Raw genomic sequence first — 15,285 nt, forward strand, 5'->3', positions numbered from 1 at the left:
ACGCCGGGCCCCGCCGTAAGTTGAGCAACCCAGTTGGCCGAAGAGAGAAACGAAGCTGGCCCCTCAGTGACAATTCGCTCAGAAAATCTGTAGTCCGGAACACCAGTTTACAGCATCTGAAAAATGAAAAATTCATCGAGCGTAAGAGAGCTATGGCCATGCGTAGCTAGAGCCAGATACATCTGCTCTTCACGGATATAGGGCCGCTGAGCACTGGAAACGCTGGCATGCGGACGGATACGTTTCTTTTTGCATCTTGAAGCACAACAGCTTGGGCAATCTAGGCGCTTTTCTCTCCTGTTTCTCATTAACCCCAACTATTATGAGCCAGCCAGCTTCTCTCCTAGATCCTATCAAAGGTGCCGACCACCGCGTAGTGGGCGGCGTGGCCATAGACATGGTGCGCACCGGCGACGCACGGGTAAAGCGCGTGGTGTATCCGGTGGGTTTCCGCTGGTCGCAGAATATGAAGCCGGTAGTAAGCACCGACTTATGCATGCACGCACATGTCGGCTTTTTGGCCCAGGGCGAGTTTCATATTCAGTATGCCGATGGTAAAATAGAGGAGTTTGTGGCGCCACAAGTAGTAGCCATTGCCCCGGGCCATGATGGCTGGGTGGTAGGCGAGCAGCCTGCTATACTGATTGAGTTTGACTTCGAAGGCGAAACCGTGCAGCGTATGGGGCTGTAGGTGCTGGTACAGCGGGCCACCTGGCAGGTCTAGTGAAGTTGTCTGGGTTATCGTAGCCCAAATAGAGCCGGGCCCGCTGGTATTACTGCCGGGTGAACCTGTATCGGCACTACCGACGACGAGGCGATGATAGTGCCAGCCGAGTCGCAGTAGCATACTTTGTATTCAATGGTACTCCCCATCGGCGGATTGCGGTCTAAGTGGGGGCTGCAGGCGTTGTGGGCTATGCACTCCCAGTTTGCGCCATGCTGCCGCCGGTAGATGTAAGCAAACCGGCCGTGCAGCCGCGGAAAATCCAGGCGGCAGCCAGCGGGTACCAAGTGCAGGTGCAAGGCTGTTGAGAGAATGGTAGACATGGCTAGGCAGATCAGACGTGAAACCACGGCGCCCCGAAAGCCGAAGCGCCGACTTAACTAGTAATGCCAAGATTTATGAGCATGAGATTCACTGGTTTTTTATGCGTAAACAACTGATTTGCAAGGTGTGATATACGAATTATGGGAGCTTGGTGTTTCCGGAAAACAATACTCAATTACTCACCGCCATAGCGGCTTTTGCCTCCGCCGCCGGCATCCATGCGCACGATGCGCGGCGTGAAAGAGCCCAGCACATCCACTAGGTCGCGCTGGTGGGCCATCACCTGATGAATGTCTTTGTAGGCCATCGGGGCCTCGTCAAGCCCGCCCCCAATCAGCTCGATACCATGGTCGCGCAGGTGGCGGCGCACGTCGCCTTCGGAAAGGTTCTGCTTGGCCTGGGTGCGCGACATTCTGCGGCCCGCCCCATGCGAAGCCGACTGAATGGAGTCCCGCTCGCCGCGCCCCCGCACAATAAAGCCGGGAGCCGTCATCGAGCCCGGAATGACTCCCAGCACTCCTTTTCCGGCCGGCGTAGCGCCCTTGCGGTGCACTATGGCTTCCCGGCCATCGGGCAGCGTTTCTTTCCAGGCAAAGTTGTGGTGATTCTCTACTTTGGCCAGCGGCTTTTCGCCCAGCGCCTGGCTTAGGCGGCGGTGGATGTCGCGGTGGCAGGCCGAGGCGTAGTCGCCGGCCAGGTTCATGGCTGCCCAGTATTCCTGGCCTTCCTGGCTGTCGAGGTCGAGCCAGGCCAGGTAGCGGGCTTCGGGCGGCAGCGGGCACTTGCTCATGGCCACTTTGGTGTAGTGCTGCGCAATGGCCGCGCCCAGCCCCCGCGAACCGGAGTGCGAAAGCAGCCCCAGATACTGGCCGGGCGCCAGGTCCAAGTCGTTGTCGTCGTCGGTGATTTCGACGACGCCCCACTCCACGAAGTGGTTGCCGGAGCCCGACGAGCCGAGCTGGTTGTAGGCCGCGTCGCGCTTGCCGCGCACCACCGCAATTTCTCTGAACTCGGGACGCTCCAGAATAGGGTCGTCAGTCGGATTCTTGAACACTTCCTTGCCGCCGAAACGAGTGTGGTTGTGCAGCAGCTTTTTCAGTTCCTGTGTATGCTGGTCCAGATAATGGGACGGCACCGGAAACACCGACAGCGCCATCCGGCAGCCAATATCCATGCCCACGCCGTAGGGAATCACGGCATTGTCAACGGCCAGCACGCCTCCGATGGGCAGGCCGTAGCCCTGGTGCGCATCGGGCATCAGGGCGCCATCCAGCGTCACGGGGAGCTGCATGGCGGTGTCCATCTGGCGGCGCGCACCGTCCTCAATAAACGCCTCGCCGTAGCGGCGGTAGTCCTTGATTTCGGAGTTGAGCGTCACGTCGCGTTTGGGGTCGGGCACGAATTCCTTCGCCAGCTCCCGCCACAGCGAGTCGCGCAGGTAGGCATACGGGTCGGCTTTAATTTTCTGGAGCAACGCCAGCGCGCTGCCTTTATCGAGGGTTTTGAGTTGGCGGTCTTCCAGAATGTTGAGTGCCAGCGTGGTGGCGCGGCCTTCGGGGAAGCCTATTTTGCGTAAGTCGTTGCCGCGCAGTTTGGAGGTGGCCATGGGAGAACAGGGGAGGGTGGAGCCTGTTGTAGCGCTGATTGGCGGCCCGGGGTTATGGACGAGCTACTCACCGGCCGCCCGCGCCGGCTGGCGCAAACCCAACCGAAACAAGCACCCTCGTTCTGCGTTGTCGAACTTGCGGCATAGCTTATCAGCCGTGGCCCATTGGCCGACCGGCGGCTGTGCCCGCATCAATCCTCTCGTTTTTTATGCCTGATATGTTGCAGTCTCTCGATAAAGCTTTGTTTCAGAACTCCTTCGTGGAGGAAATGCGCGGCGAAGCATCCATGGACCAAAGCCCACGCCAGGTGCCGGGCTACCACTATTCGCGGGTGCTGCCCACGCCCGTTGCTGATCCGCAGCTGCTGGCCTGGTCTGAGGAGCTGGCGGCTTTTCTGGGGCTGGAGCGGCCGCCGGAACGCGGCCCGGCTGTGGATGCGCTGGCCGGCAACCTCGTGACGGACACCATGAAGCCGTTTGCCGCGCGCTACGGCGGGCACCAGTTCGGTAACTGGGCCGGCCAACTCGGCGACGGCCGGGCTATGTCGCTGGGCGAGCTGACGGCTACTGATGGGACGCCGTGGGAAATTCAGCTGAAGGGAGCGGGCCCCACGCCCTACTCGCGCCGCGCCGATGGGCGCGCCGTGCTGCGTTCCTCGGTGCGCGAGTTTCTCTGCTCCGAGGCCATGCACTACCTCGGCGTGCCCACTACCCGCGCCCTAAGCCTGGTGCGCACCGGCGACATGGTGGTGCGCGACATGTTTTATGATGGCAACGCCCGTCCTGAGCCCGGGGCCGTGGTGGCGCGCGTAGCGCCCACGTTCGTGCGTTTCGGCAACTTCCAGATTCTGGCGGCCCACGGCGAAAAAGAGAATCTGCAGGCGCTGGCCGACTACGTTATTCGGCGCTATTACCCCGAACTGGGCGCGCCTTCGCCGGCCGTGTATGTGCAGTGGCTGGAGGAAGTGTGCCGCCGCACCGCCGTGATGATAGCGCACTGGCAGTCGGTGGGGTTTGTGCATGGCGTGATGAACACCGACAACATGTCCATCCTCGGCCTCACCATCGACTACGGCCCCTACGGCTGGCTGGAACCCTACGACCCCGACTGGACGCCCAACACCACCGATTTTGGCGGGCGGCGCTACGCTTTTGGGCAGCAGCCGCGCGTGGCCCTCTGGAACCTGATGATGCTAGCCCAAGCTCTGATTCCGTTGGTGGAGGACGTGCAGACGCTGCGCACCGCACTGGACCAATACGTGACTACCCTGAACGAAACCCAGCACCGCATGATGCTGCGTAAGCTCGGTCTTACCGCAGCAGCAGAAGCGGCCGAAGCAGATGGCGCGCTGCTTAGTGCCCTACCCGAAGCCCTGGCGGAAGCCGAAGCCGATATGACCCTGTTTTTCCGCCATCTGTCCCACGCGGCTCCGTCCTTGGTTACGCATCCAGCTATAGAAGAAGCCGTGCTGCAGGAACTGCTAGAAGCCACTTCTTATACCGAAGCGCCGGAGAAGCACCAGAAGCTGCGGGAGTGGCTGGGGCAGTATACGCTACGACTCCGGCAGGAAACCGCGCCGCCGGAAGAAATACGGGCCGGTATGCTTGCCGCCAACCCCAAATATGTATTGCGCAACTACCTCGCCCAGCAGGCTATTGAGGCCGCCGGAACCGGCGACCTGACGCTACTGAACCGCCTGATGCTGGTGCTCAAAAAGCCCTTCGCTGAGCAGCCCGAGCACGACGACCTAGCTGCCAAACGCCCGGACTGGGCCCGCGAAAAGCCCGGCAGCGCTACGCTTTCGTGCAGCTCGTAAACAGGCAGTAGCTACACAAGAGAAAGGCCCTGGCAATGCCGGGGCCTTTCTCTTGTAAATCAGGATGAATTACAGGTTACTGGGTGTTGTTTTTCAGCTCCAGCAGCAGCACCAGCGCATTGTTGCTCAGCGCTTCCAGCTCCACTTCTTCGGTGTGCCACAGCGCCAGCCCGTCTTTTTCGTGCAGCAGCCGGCCTTCCACCTCGAAAGCGCCGGCAATGACGAAGGTGAACAGCTGCGCCTTTGCGTCAAGCTGGTAATCGGCCTCATGGCGTCCTGCAAACCGGCCCAGGCTCAGCGAAAACAAGCGGGTGTCGGTGGCCGGAATTACCGTTGCAAGTTGGTTTTCCAGCTCCGGCAGGCTGAACGCAAAGGTTTGAGCCGCCTCCGGGGCGGCTGAGTCCCCATTCAGCCAGATATGCAGGAAGGTAATCTGCTCCTCGCTGTAAGGATTCGTGAAGCAGATGGTGCTGCCGGCGGCCACACGCAGCAGCTGAATTTCCTCTACCTGCACCTGTGTCTGCCGGCGCCCCACGCCAGCGCTGACTGTGCCGGTGATGGGCAGAATAAGTACCTGGGCATCCTGCTCCGCTGTGATTTTCAGGTGGCTGCCGCCGGCCAGCATTTCCTCGTTCAGCGCATGCAGGCGGCCAAACGGCCCTTTGTGCTCGTGGGCATACGGCCCGAAGCTGAAGGTGCTGTAGCGCCGGAACTGGCTGGTTTCGAGCAGGCCGCGCTGCTCCGCCAGGAAAATCTTGCCGGGTGTCTGCCGAATCATGCTATGCGGCCGGGTGAAGAGCGTGAATGGAAAGAAAAGGCTGGAGCTGCACCAGATGCGTTGGCACCTCCTGGCCCGCCGCCGTAAGCGCCTGCTCCGACACCAGCAAGTGCGTGCCGATGGTTTCGTGCCACACCAGCGGGTCGGAGTAGAAGTTGATGGCTACCTGGTGCCGGAATTTATCGGCGAGGTCGGAGTTGATGATTTCGAACTGAAACCGGCTGAATTTCAGAAAGTGCCGGCCCAAATTATCCGTCACGTCCGGCACCAGCCCCTGCAGCTGCGGCAGGTAGCCGCGCACCGCTGCACTCACCAGAAAATGCAGCTTTTCGGCACCGGGTGCATGCTGCAGCAGCTGCCCAAACGTGCGGTACTGCCCCTGCTGATTGAAGTATTGCGCCTGCATCCGAAATTCCGCGTACGTGTCCTCAAACACCAGCTTGTCCCACGGCTTGGTGGAAGCGGTATCAATGATTTTGCGGTAGCACAGCGTGATGATGCGGTTCATGAGGTAGAATTGCGGAATGGTGAAATGGTGGGCTGGTGGGGAGGAGGCTGGGTTCTGGCTTTTATAGGGACAAGCGAGAAGTAAAGCCTCCGCCTTTTCTATCCCGTCAACTCACCACTTTACCATGCTGTCTTTATGCCGGCACAGCCAGCGAAATCGACAGTTCGAAGCCGGCGCTGGTGCTGCCCGTGACGGTAGCCAGTTCCTGCGCTACCCCGTCGCTGAAGACGTTGTCCTGGGCGTTGGTGGTGTAGCCGTTCAGGCCTTTGGTATAGCCGTTTACAGCCGCTACAGCCGTGCCGGTGCCCTCAGGGAAGGCAATCTGCGTCACTTTCAGCGACTGGCCGCTGGCCGAATACACGTGCACATGAATGTGGGTGGCGCGGCCCGAGTACCAGCCGGGGAAGATGCTCGTGAAAGTTACCAGGCCATTAGCATCGGTGGTCTGGCGGCCGCGCAGGAAGTGCACGCTCTGGTAGTTGGTGCTCTGCATGCCGGTGCCGCCGTACTCCGAGTAGTTTCCTTCGGCGTCGCAGTGCCAGATATCGACCAGCGCGCCGGCCAGCGGAACGCAGCTGCTGTTCGTGATGGTGATTTTGGCGGCCATAGCGTAGCCCGACTTGTTGTCGCGGATGTCGCTACGCACGTAGGAGGCGGGTACTTTGGTCGGGAACGGACCTTCTGTTTCGGTAGGTGCTACGGTGCAACTGCCGGAGCCGGTGCCGCCTGTAGTATCGGGGGTAGGCGTCACGTCATCTTCTTTGCCGCAGGCAGAAAGCAGAACGGGCGTAGACATAGCGCCGACCAGCAGGCTTTTTAAAAAGTGCTTTCTTTCCATGAGAGTGAAGGGTTAGGTGTTGGAGTGAGTTGCTGTTCGAATTTGCGCCTATCCATCCGCACTACACCCCTGCAATCGACCAGCCGGCAGTTTGTGCCGATAGATGCCGTGCTTTTTTCGCCAGGCAAAGGGGCAGAATATCCTGCTATGAGCCAGCGCAGGCCGCAGCGGGAAGTTTCCGGCTGGTTGAGGGCCAAATACTTGCGCATTCTGCTTTATTTACTACCTCAACCCTTCGCGCCTCTGCCATGAACTCAACCCAGGACCTGGTGACCGACCAGCAGAGCGCCGGCCTGCTCAGCCCAGATCTGGCCCCCATTCCCACCGCCGGGCGCACCTGGACCACCGCCAACTATGCGGCTCTCTGGATCAGTATGAGCCTCTGCATCCCGACGTATATGCTGGCCAGCTCGCTGATTGAGGGCGGCATGAACTGGTGGCAGGCGCTGCTTACCATCTTCCTCGGCAACACGGTGGTGCTGGTGCCCATGCTGCTCAATGGTCACGCTGGCGCCAAATATGGCATTCCGTTTCCGGTGTTTGCGCGGGCCAGCTTTGGGGTGCGCGGGGCCAACGTGCCGGCCCTGCTGCGCGCCATCATTGCCTGCGGCTGGTTCGGCATCCAGACCTGGATTGGGGGCTACGCGCTGTATCAGATGGCAGTGCTGTGGTGGCCGGGGCTGGCTACGCTGCCGGCTGTGTTTCCGGCGGCCTGGGGCCTGGCAACGGGGCCGGCCGTTACGTTCGTGCTGTTCTGGGCGCTGAACATGTACGTGGTATATCTGGGCGTGGAAAGCATCCGGAAGCTGCTGGTATTCAAGGCGTTTTTTCTGCCCATAGCCGCCGTGGCGCTGTTGTGGTGGGCTATTTTGGCCGGCAATGGGCTGGGCCCTATTCTGGCGCAGCCGGCCAAATTTGCTTCTTCCGCTGAGTTCTGGGCGTTTTTCTTTCCGTCGCTCACAGGCATGGTGGGTTTCTGGGCTACGCTTTCCCTCAACATTCCGGACTTCACGCGCTATGCCACCAGCCAGCGGGCCCAGGTGCTGGGCCAGGCCATCGGGCTGCCGACTTCCATGACGCTGTTTTCGTTCGTGGGCGTGGTCGTGACGTCGGCGACGCTGGTTATCTACGGCCAGACCATCTGGGACCCGGTAGTGCTGGCCGGCAAGTTTGAGAGCCGGCTACTGGTGAGCGTGGCCATGCTGGCCGTGGCGCTGTCTACGCTGGCCACCAACATTGCGGCCAACATCGTGAGTCCGGCCAACGACTTCGCCAACCTCAACCCGGCGCGTATCAGCTTCAAAACCGGCGGCTACATCACCGGCATCATTGGCCTGCTCATTTTCCCTTGGAAGCTGATTGCCGACCCTTCCGGCTACATTTTCACGTGGCTGGTGGGCTATTCGGCGCTGCTGGGCCCCATCGGCGGCATCATGATAGCCGACTACTACTTGCTGCGCCATCAGCAACTCGACGTACCCGATTTATACCGCCACCAGGGCCGCTACACCTACCACAACGGCGTCAACTACCAGGCCATGCTGGCACTGGGGCTGGGCATTTTGCCCAATATTCCCGGCTTCCTGCAGGCGGTAGGAGCGTTGCCGGCCGGCTCGGTGTGGCCGTGGCTGGCCGGCATCTACAGCTATGCCTGGTTTGTGGGGTTCCTGTTGTCGGGTGGGCTGTACGTGTTGCTGATGCGGGCCCAGCACCGAAGCGCGCCGGCTTCGTCACGGGCTTCGGTGAAGGCAGTCTGAGCGGGAAATCTTCAGTATCAACTTAGCTGATGCTGTTTCGGGCGGTCCTGCCGACCTTTGGGGCATGCATACCCTTGAAGAGCTGCGGGCCGGCAAGTTGACCGGCACCACGCGCCTCGACCTTTCCGCCGGCCTGACTGAGTTTCCCGCCGAAATATTCGACCTGGCCGATTCGCTGGAAATCCTCAACCTCTCGGGCAATGCCCTGGCTGCGCTGCCCACTGACTTCGGGCGGCTCCGCAAGCTGCGCATCCTGTTTTGTTCCGATAACCGGTTTACGGAAGTGCCTGCGGTGTTGGGCCAATGCCCGGAGTTGAGCATGGTGGGTTTCAAGGCCAACCAGATTCGGACGCTGCCGGCCGCCGCATTGCCGCCGGCTCTGCGCTGGCTCATCCTCACCGACAACCAAATGGAAGCTCTGCCGCCCGAAATCGGGGAGTGCCGGCACCTGCAGAAGCTGATGTTGGCCGGTAACCGCCTCACGCATCTGCCCGAAACTATGATGGGCTGCACACAGCTGGAGCTGCTGCGCATTGCCGCCAACCGCCTCCCGGAGCTGCCCGCGTGGCTACTGCAGCTGCCGCGCCTGTCGTGGCTGGCGTATGCCGGCAACCCGTTTTCGGAGCAGGCAGAAGCCGCGGCGCTGGAACGGCACCCGATAGCCACTATCGACTGGGCACAGCTGGAGTTGCGGCAGCAGCTTGGCGAAGGGGCCTCGGGCATCATTTCGAAGGCGCGCTGGCACAATGAGAATGGCCGACCCGAACAAGAAGTAGCTGTGAAGCTGTTCAAGGGCGCCGTAACCAGTGACGGACTGCCGCACAGCGAAATGGTGGCCTGCATCAGCGCCGGCCGCCACCCCAACCTGATTACGGTGGAGGGCAAGATTGCGCACCATCCGGCCGGAGCCGAGGGACTGGTACTAGAGCTAATTGACCCGATTTTCGGCAACCTGGCCGGGCCACCCAGCTTCGCCACCTGCACCCGCGACGTCTATACTGCCGGCACCACGTTCAGCCTGCAGGCGGCTGTGCGCATGGCCCACGGCATAGCCTCAGCTGCCGCGCACTTGCACAAGCAGGGAATCCTGCACGGCGACCTGTACGCCCACAACATCCTCAACACGTCCGACGGCGCCTGCCTGCTCGGCGACTTCGGGGCCGCCTGCTTCTTCAATCCGGAGGAGAAGGAAACTGCGCTGGCGCTGCAGCAGCTAGAAATCCGCGCGTTTGGCTGCTTGCTGGAAGAACTGCTGGCGCACTGCAACGTGCCTGCCGGAGCGGAAGCTGCGCTGAGCGGCATGCAGGAACTGCAGCGCCAGTGCGTGCAGCCGGACACGGCGGCACGGCCCCTGTTTGCAGAAGTGGAGCGCAGGCTTGCCGCCATCCATCAGGGAATGTAGAGACGCGTATTCGCGTCGTGTCGTTAGCTCCGCTGACTTTCGGTTGTTGAGGTTGTTTGTGTAAACGGCGCTGTGTCAGTCGTTCAACGGCAAGAGGCGAGTACACGCCTCCATAGCAGCTACGACAGCGCCTGCGGGGGCGGGGAGGAGCCGGCGGGGCGCGAACGGTCTTCGGGCAGCGGCACAAATTCGGCGTTGTCGTTGGGCGGGAGGGCGATGCGGCCCGCCTGCCAATCGGCCTTGGCCTGCTCGATACGCTCCCGCCGCGACGACACGAAGTTCCACCAGATAAACCGTTCCCCCAGCGGCTCACCGCCCAGCAGCATCAGCGTGGAAGGCTCGTGCGCTACGATTATGGGATCCTGGCCGGCCGTGAATACCAGCAGCTGGCCTGCCGGATACACGCGCCCGGCCACTTCCACGCTGCCCTTGGCCACGTAGGCGCCGCGCTCCGGATAGCCCTTCGGCAGGCCAAACCGGGCGCCGGCCTGCAACACCACGTGCAGGTAGAACAGGGGCGAATGGGTTTTTACGTCGTTGCGCAGCCCGAAAGCGTCGCCGGCAATCAGACGCATCCACACGCCCGCGTCGGTGAAGATGGGCAGCTGCTCGGGTTGGTAGTTGGCGAAGCTGGGCGCGCTTTCCTCGGCGGCTTCGGGCAGGGCCACCCAGGTTTGCAGCATCTCCAGCTGCCCGCCCACCAGCGCATTTGGGTCCTCGAACCGCTCGGAATGCGCAATGCCGCTGCCGGCCGTCATCCAGTTCACCTCACCCGGCCTGATAATCTGCTCCACGCCCAGACTGTCGCGGTGCGTGACCTGGCCGCCGAACAGGTAGCTGACCGTGCTGAGGCCAATGTGCGGGTGGGGCAGCACGTCCATGCTGGCGGCCTGCGCGGGCGCCACGTGCACCGGGCCGGCGTGGTCCATGAAGATGAACGGCCCCAGCATGCGGCGCAGCCGGTAGGGCAGAATCCGGCGCACTTCGAAGCCGGGACTAAGCGCGGCCTGGCGCGCTTCAATGACCATGTCGAGCATAAGCAGAGAGGAAAACGGGAGCTGTGGTGCCGGGCGTAAGGTAGCAACTGCTGCGGGCAGAAGCGCCACCGTTGCCCGCCCGGCCCGGCGGGAAGCCGAAGTTTTTGAGGGTCTGGAATAGTTGCCGTGCCGCCGGCTGCGTATGCTGGTGCTAGTTTGCCGTTCCGAAATCTGCTCTTTCCCCACATGCCAACTCGTCCTTCCCAGCCTTCCTCCTCTGATTTTACCGGTTTCGTGCGGGTGCGCGGCGCCCGGGAGCACAACCTCAAAAACGTCGATGTAGAAATTCCGCGCGATGCGCTGGTGGTGTTTACCGGCGTGTCGGGCTCCGGCAAGTCGTCGTTGGCATTCGGTACTTTATATGCCGAGGCCCAGCGCCGCTACCTGGAGTCGGTGTCGCCGTATGCGCGGCGGCTGTTTCACCAGATGGCCGTGCCCGAAGTGGACAGTATAGAAGGCTTGCCGCCGGCCGTAGCGTTGCAGCAGCAGCGCGGCACGCCCACCACCCGCTCGTCGGTGGGCTCGGTTACCACGCTGTCGAACCTGCTGCGCATGCTCTACTCGCGGGCCGGCGACTACCCGGCAGGCCAGCCCATTGTGTACGCCGAAGGTTTTTCGCCGAACACCCCCGAAGGTGCCTGTCCCACCTGCCACGGCCTGGGCCGCACCTACGAAGTGACCGAGCAGAGCATGGTGCCCGACCCCACGCTTACCATCCGGGAGCGGGCCATTGCGGCGTGGCCCCAGGCCTGGGGTGGCCAGAACCAGCGCGACATCCTCGTGACCATGGGCTTCGATGTGGACCGGCCCTGGCAGGAGCTACCCCAGAAAGACCGGGACTGGATTCTGTTCACGGAGGAGCAGCCCGTGGTGCCGGTGTACCCCGGCTACTCGCCCCAGGAAACCCAGCGCGCCCTCAAGCGCAAGGAGCCGCCGAATTACATGGGCACGTTCACGGGCGTGAAGCGGCACGTGCTGCACACCTTCGCCACCACGCAAAGCCCGCTCATGAAAAAGCGTGCCTTGCAGTACATGATTAGCACTGAGTGCCCCACTTGCCACGGCAAGCGCCTGCGCCCTGAGTCGTTGGCCGTCACGTTTGCGGGCCTCGACATTGCCGATATGGCGCGGCTGCCGCTCAAGCGGGTAGCTGAGCTGTTGCGCCCCTTCGCCGACGGTACCGCCAAAGGCCTCCAACAGCACGACGCCGAGCACCCGGAGCAGGCCGAAGTAGCCCGCCGCATTGCCGCCGACCTGGTGGCGCGGCTGGCCGTGCTGCTGGACCTGGGGCTGGGATATCTGGCCCTGGAACGCAGCACGCCCACCTTATCGCCGGGCGAGCTGCAGCGGCTGCGGCTGGCCACGCAGCTGTATTCCAATCTGTTTGGGGTGGTGTACGTGCTGGATGAACCGTCTGCCGGCCTGCATCCTTCCGACACTGAAGCCCTGCTGCAGGCGCTGGCGAGCCTCAAGAAAGCCGGCAACTCGCTGTTCGTAGTCGAGCACAACCTGGACGTGGTGCGGCAGGCCGACTGGCTGGTAGACGTGGGCCCGGCCGCCGGCGAGCAGGGCGGCGAAATCCTCTACAGCGGTGCCCCGGCCGGCTTGGCGAAAGTGGAAGCCTCCCAGACGCGGCGCTACCTGTTCAACGATACCAGCAAGCCTACTTCCCGCACGCCGCGCACGCCCACGGGCTGGCTGAAGCTGGCCGGCGTCACGCGCAACAACCTTGAAAACCTGGAAGTAGCGTTTCCGCTGGGCGTGCTCACCACCGTCACGGGCGTGTCGGGGTCCGGCAAGTCCAGCCTTGTGAGCCAGGTGCTGGTAGAGCTGGTAGCCGAGCATCTGGGCCAGGCCGTGGAAGCCGAAGAGGAGCCGGACGCTGACCCCTTGACGCAGGCCGCCCCAACTGAAACCGGTGGCCGAATTGTGGCCGGCATGGAAAATATCAAGCGGCTGGTGCGCGTGGACCAGAAGCCGATTGGGCGGACGCCGCGCTCCAACATGGCCACCTACACCGGCCTGTTCGACCACGTGCGCAAGCTGTTTGCCGCCACGCCCGCCGCCCGCCAGCGCCGCTACGATGCCGGCCGGTTTTCCTTCAACGTGGCCAAGGGCCGCTGCGAAAATTGCCAGGGCGAAGGGTTCGTGATGGTGGAGCTACTGTTTCTGCCCAGCGTGTATGCGCCCTGCCCGGTCTGCCACGGCACCCGCTACAACGCCAAAACCCTGGAAGTCACTTATCAGGACAAGAACATTGCCGAGGTGCTGGGCCTGACCGTGGACGCGGCCTGGGAGTTCTTTGCCGAAGAGCCGGCCGTGCACCGGGCCCTGACGGTGCTGCGCGAAGTGGGCCTGGGCTACCTGCGCCTCGGCCAGCCCGCCACCGAGCTGAGCGGCGGCGAAGCCCAGCGCATCAAGCTGGCTACCGAGCTGCAGCGCATCGGCCGCGGCAACTCGCTCTACGTCCTCGACGAGCCCACCACCGGCCTGCATCCGTCCGATGTCGAAAAATTGATGACGCAGCTCGAAGGGCTGGTGGAAGCCGGCAACACAGTTATCGTGGTGGAACACGACATGCGCGTGGTAGCCGGCTCCGACTGGGTGCTGGATATGGGCCCCGGCGCCGGCGACGAAGGCGGCCGCATGGTGGCGCAGGGGCCGCCCGCCGAAGTAGCGAAAGTCAAGGCCAGCAAAACTGCCCCGTATCTGGCGCGTTTTCGGCGGTAGATACAAGGCTTGCCTTACTTATCTTGTGCTTATGGAAAAAAGCTCCGATGCCGTGTTCATGGCTAGGTGCCAGCAACTGGCAGAGCACGCAGCCGCGCAGGGAGAAAGCCCGGTGGGCGCGCTGCTGGTCTGCGGCGGCAAAATAATAGCGGCTGAGTCGGAGGCTACGCGTCGGCTGGCTGCCATTACGGCGCACGCTGAGCTACTAACGTTGCAGGCCGCGCGCCAGAAACTGGGCCGCATCGACCTGTCGGACTGCACGCTGTATTCTACACACGAACCATGCGTGATGTGCGCCTACGCTATTCGCTACCATCGTGTCCGGCGGGTGGTGTTTATGCAGCCGAGTTCCTACCTGGGGGGCACTTCCGCCGTGGGGTCGCTACTGACTACTCCGCACGTACCGCCGACCTGGGCGGCACCGCCGGAAATAGAGCAGTGGCAGCCGCAGTAACAAAACCCAATGCACACGTGTAGCGCGAAACTGGCCGCATTGTACGTCCTTTGCGGCACTCATTTTTGATTCTGGTGCCTATGCCGGCTGATGCCCTTTCGCTGAGAACTGTAGATGTAACGCGCTACGTGACGCCCCTGCGTGAGGGTGGTTCGTTGCCTGCGCTGGTAGAGGCCAACGACGACTTTCTGTACGTGGTGAAGTTTCGGGGCGCCGGGCAGGGCCCCAAGGCTCTGATTGCCGAGTTGATTGTCGGCGAGCTGGCCCGGGTGTTGGGGTTGCGCGTGCCCGAGCTAGTGTTTATTGAGCTGGACGAAGCCTTCGGCCGCACCGAGCCCGATGAGGAAATCCAGGATTTGCTGCGCGCCAGCACTGGCCTCAACCTGGCCCTGCACTACCTGGCCCGCGCCAGCACCTTCGACCCGCTCGTGACCACCGTGGACGCGCGCCTGGCTTCGCAGGTCGTGTGGCTCGATGCTCTTACCCTCAATGTAGACCGCACCGCCCGCAACACCAACATGCTGCTCTGGCACAAGGAACTGTGGCTGATTGACCACGGCGCCGCCCTCTATGTGCACCACACCGCACCCAACTGGGCCGAGCAGCAACGCCGACTTTTTCCGCAGATAAAAGACCACGTGCTGCTGCCCCAGGCCTCCGAGCTGACCGCCGTGGATGCTGATAGCCGCGCCCTGCTCACGCCGGAGGTTATCCGCGCCATTGTGGCACTGGTGCCCGATGCGTGGCTGCTGGAGCCGGACTTGTCGGTGGAGGCGCAGCGTGAGGCCTACGTGCGGTTCCTGGAAAGCCGGCTTGCTGCGTCAGAAACCTTTGTTCAGGAAGCCAATGCTGCCCGCCATGCACGTGTTTGAGTATGCCGTGGTGCGGGTGGTGCCGCGTGTGGAGCGGGAAGAATTCTGCAACGTGGGCGTAGTGCTTTACTGCCGCGACCAAGGCTTTCTGCAGTGCCGCTTCGGGCTAGATGAAGCTCGTCTGCGCGCCCTAGGTGGCCCCGACCTAGACCTAGAGGAGCTGCAAGCCCGCTTGCAAGCCTTCGAAAGAATTTGCCAGGGCCGACGGCAGGGCGGCCCCATCGGACAGATGGGCATAGCCGAGCGGTTTCGCTGGCTCACGGCTACCCGCAGTACCGTCGTGCAGACCTCCGCCGTGCACCCTGGCCTGTGCACCGATGCCGCCGAAACGCTGGCGCGCTTGTTCAGCCAACTCGTAGAGTAGATGTTGATCCGGTAGTGTAAAAACGAACAGGGCTCCGGTACTACCGGAGCCCTGTTCGTTGAGCGGCGCTTGTG

At 62.4% G+C, this 15,285-nt stretch carries 14 protein-coding genes; 8 read left to right on the forward strand and 6 right to left on the reverse strand.

The features are described from left to right. Positions 1–322 precede the first annotated feature (322 nt). Complete coding sequence (locus tag H4317_RS07605) at positions 323–691, forward strand: cupin domain-containing protein (RefSeq protein ID WP_185889527.1); 369 nt, start codon at positions 323–325, stop codon at positions 689–691. Positions 692–738: 47 nt separating this feature from the next. On the opposite strand, the gene H4317_RS07610 is transcribed toward H4317_RS07605, so the two are convergent. Both H4317_RS07610 and H4317_RS07615 read right to left on the reverse strand, forming a co-directional pair. Then, the gene (locus H4317_RS07610) at positions 739–1,047 is read right to left on the reverse strand and encodes a hypothetical protein (RefSeq protein WP_185889528.1); all 309 of its coding nucleotides are present in this window, start codon (positions 1,045–1,047) and stop codon (positions 739–741) included. A gap of 176 nt (positions 1,048–1,223) precedes the next feature. Next, on the reverse strand, positions 1,224–2,654 hold the full coding sequence (locus tag H4317_RS07615) for an RtcB family protein (protein ID WP_185889529.1): 1,431 nt from the start codon (positions 2,652–2,654) through the stop codon (positions 1,224–1,226). Between the two features lie 218 nt (positions 2,655–2,872). Between H4317_RS07615 and H4317_RS07620 the strand changes: the two genes are divergently transcribed. Then, positions 2,873–4,471 (forward strand): protein adenylyltransferase SelO, encoded by a 1,599-nt coding sequence (locus H4317_RS07620; RefSeq protein WP_185889530.1) that lies wholly within the window; start codon positions 2,873–2,875, stop codon positions 4,469–4,471. A 76-nt stretch (positions 4,472–4,547) separates the two neighbouring features. On the opposite strand, the gene H4317_RS07625 is transcribed toward H4317_RS07620, so the two are convergent. From H4317_RS07625 to H4317_RS07635, 3 genes are all read right to left on the reverse strand, one after another. Then, positions 4,548–5,249: a pirin family protein gene (locus H4317_RS07625; protein ID WP_185889531.1), complete on the reverse strand. Its 702-nt coding sequence runs from the start codon at positions 5,247–5,249 to the stop codon at positions 4,548–4,550. A gap of 1 nt (position 5,250) precedes the next feature. Further along, positions 5,251–5,757: a hypothetical protein gene (locus tag H4317_RS07630; protein WP_185889532.1), complete on the reverse strand. Its 507-nt coding sequence runs from the start codon at positions 5,755–5,757 to the stop codon at positions 5,251–5,253. 133 nt (positions 5,758–5,890) lie between these two features. Continuing rightward, a complete protein-coding gene (locus tag H4317_RS07635; protein WP_185889533.1) occupies positions 5,891–6,595 on the reverse strand; it encodes a dioxygenase family protein in 705 nt (234 codons plus the stop codon). 248 nt (positions 6,596–6,843) lie between these two features. Between H4317_RS07635 and H4317_RS07640 the strand changes: the two genes are divergently transcribed. Continuing rightward, positions 6,844–8,352 (forward strand): NCS1 family nucleobase:cation symporter-1, encoded by a 1,509-nt coding sequence (locus H4317_RS07640; protein ID WP_185889534.1) that lies wholly within the window; start codon positions 6,844–6,846, stop codon positions 8,350–8,352. A 64-nt stretch (positions 8,353–8,416) separates the two neighbouring features. Next, complete coding sequence (locus tag H4317_RS07645; RefSeq protein WP_185889535.1) at positions 8,417–9,754, forward strand: protein kinase; 1,338 nt, start codon at positions 8,417–8,419, stop codon at positions 9,752–9,754. A 119-nt stretch (positions 9,755–9,873) separates the two neighbouring features. Here the strand turns inward: H4317_RS07645 and H4317_RS07650 are convergent, their stop codons facing one another. Then, complete coding sequence (locus H4317_RS07650; RefSeq protein WP_185889536.1) at positions 9,874–10,791, reverse strand: pirin family protein; 918 nt, start codon at positions 10,789–10,791, stop codon at positions 9,874–9,876. Positions 10,792–10,977: 186 nt separating this feature from the next. Between H4317_RS07650 and uvrA the strand changes: the two genes are divergently transcribed. The 4 genes from uvrA to H4317_RS07670 all read left to right on the forward strand — a co-directional run bounded on the left by uvrA (position 10,978) and on the right by H4317_RS07670 (position 15,211). Beyond that, entirely contained in the window at positions 10,978–13,521 is a 2,544-nt protein-coding gene (uvrA, locus tag H4317_RS07655) for an excinuclease ABC subunit UvrA (RefSeq protein ID WP_185889537.1), read from the forward strand. Positions 13,522–13,552: 31 nt separating this feature from the next. Next, the gene (locus H4317_RS07660) at positions 13,553–13,975 is read left to right on the forward strand and encodes a nucleoside deaminase (RefSeq protein WP_185889538.1); all 423 of its coding nucleotides are present in this window, start codon (positions 13,553–13,555) and stop codon (positions 13,973–13,975) included. Between the two features lie 80 nt (positions 13,976–14,055). Continuing rightward, positions 14,056–14,847, forward strand: a complete 792-nt coding sequence (locus H4317_RS07665; RefSeq protein WP_185889539.1) for a HipA family kinase — start codon at positions 14,056–14,058, stop codon at positions 14,845–14,847. Next, on the forward strand, positions 14,834–15,211 hold the full coding sequence (locus H4317_RS07670; RefSeq protein WP_432805909.1) for a DUF3037 domain-containing protein: 378 nt from the start codon (positions 14,834–14,836) through the stop codon (positions 15,209–15,211). Before H4317_RS07665 ends, H4317_RS07670 begins: the two co-directional genes overlap by 14 nt. Positions 15,212–15,285: the final 74 nt, after the last annotated feature.

The organism is Hymenobacter sediminicola, assembly GCF_014250515.1.
Taxonomy (GTDB): domain Bacteria; phylum Bacteroidota; class Bacteroidia; order Cytophagales; family Hymenobacteraceae; genus Hymenobacter; species Hymenobacter sediminicola.

Excerpts from the sequence above, each read along its gene's own strand:
- H4317_RS07625 (WP_185889531.1), bottom strand. The coding sequence starts at position 5,249 with ATGATTCGGCAGACACCCGGCAAGATTTTCCTGGCGGAGCAGCGCGGC.
- uvrA (WP_185889537.1), top strand. The coding sequence starts at position 10,978 with ATGCCAACTCGTCCTTCCCAGCCTTCCTCCTCTGATTTTACCGGTTTC.
- H4317_RS07645 (WP_185889535.1), top strand. The coding sequence starts at position 8,417 with ATGCATACCCTTGAAGAGCTGCGGGCCGGCAAGTTGACCGGCACCACG.
- H4317_RS07615 (WP_185889529.1), bottom strand. The coding sequence starts at position 2,654 with ATGGCCACCTCCAAACTGCGCGGCAACGACTTACGCAAAATAGGCTTC.
- H4317_RS07610 (WP_185889528.1), bottom strand. The coding sequence starts at position 1,047 with ATGTCTACCATTCTCTCAACAGCCTTGCACCTGCACTTGGTACCCGCT.
- H4317_RS07660 (WP_185889538.1), top strand. The coding sequence starts at position 13,553 with ATGGAAAAAAGCTCCGATGCCGTGTTCATGGCTAGGTGCCAGCAACTG.
- H4317_RS07620 (WP_185889530.1), top strand. The coding sequence starts at position 2,873 with ATGTTGCAGTCTCTCGATAAAGCTTTGTTTCAGAACTCCTTCGTGGAG.
- H4317_RS07605 (WP_185889527.1), top strand. The coding sequence starts at position 323 with ATGAGCCAGCCAGCTTCTCTCCTAGATCCTATCAAAGGTGCCGACCAC.
- H4317_RS07635 (WP_185889533.1), bottom strand. The coding sequence starts at position 6,595 with ATGGAAAGAAAGCACTTTTTAAAAAGCCTGCTGGTCGGCGCTATGTCT.
- H4317_RS07665 (WP_185889539.1), top strand. The coding sequence starts at position 14,056 with ATGCCGGCTGATGCCCTTTCGCTGAGAACTGTAGATGTAACGCGCTAC.
- H4317_RS07640 (WP_185889534.1), top strand. The coding sequence starts at position 6,844 with ATGAACTCAACCCAGGACCTGGTGACCGACCAGCAGAGCGCCGGCCTG.
- H4317_RS07650 (WP_185889536.1), bottom strand. The coding sequence starts at position 10,791 with ATGCTCGACATGGTCATTGAAGCGCGCCAGGCCGCGCTTAGTCCCGGC.
- H4317_RS07630 (WP_185889532.1), bottom strand. The coding sequence starts at position 5,757 with ATGAACCGCATCATCACGCTGTGCTACCGCAAAATCATTGATACCGCT.
- H4317_RS07670 (WP_432805909.1), top strand. The coding sequence starts at position 14,834 with ATGCACGTGTTTGAGTATGCCGTGGTGCGGGTGGTGCCGCGTGTGGAG.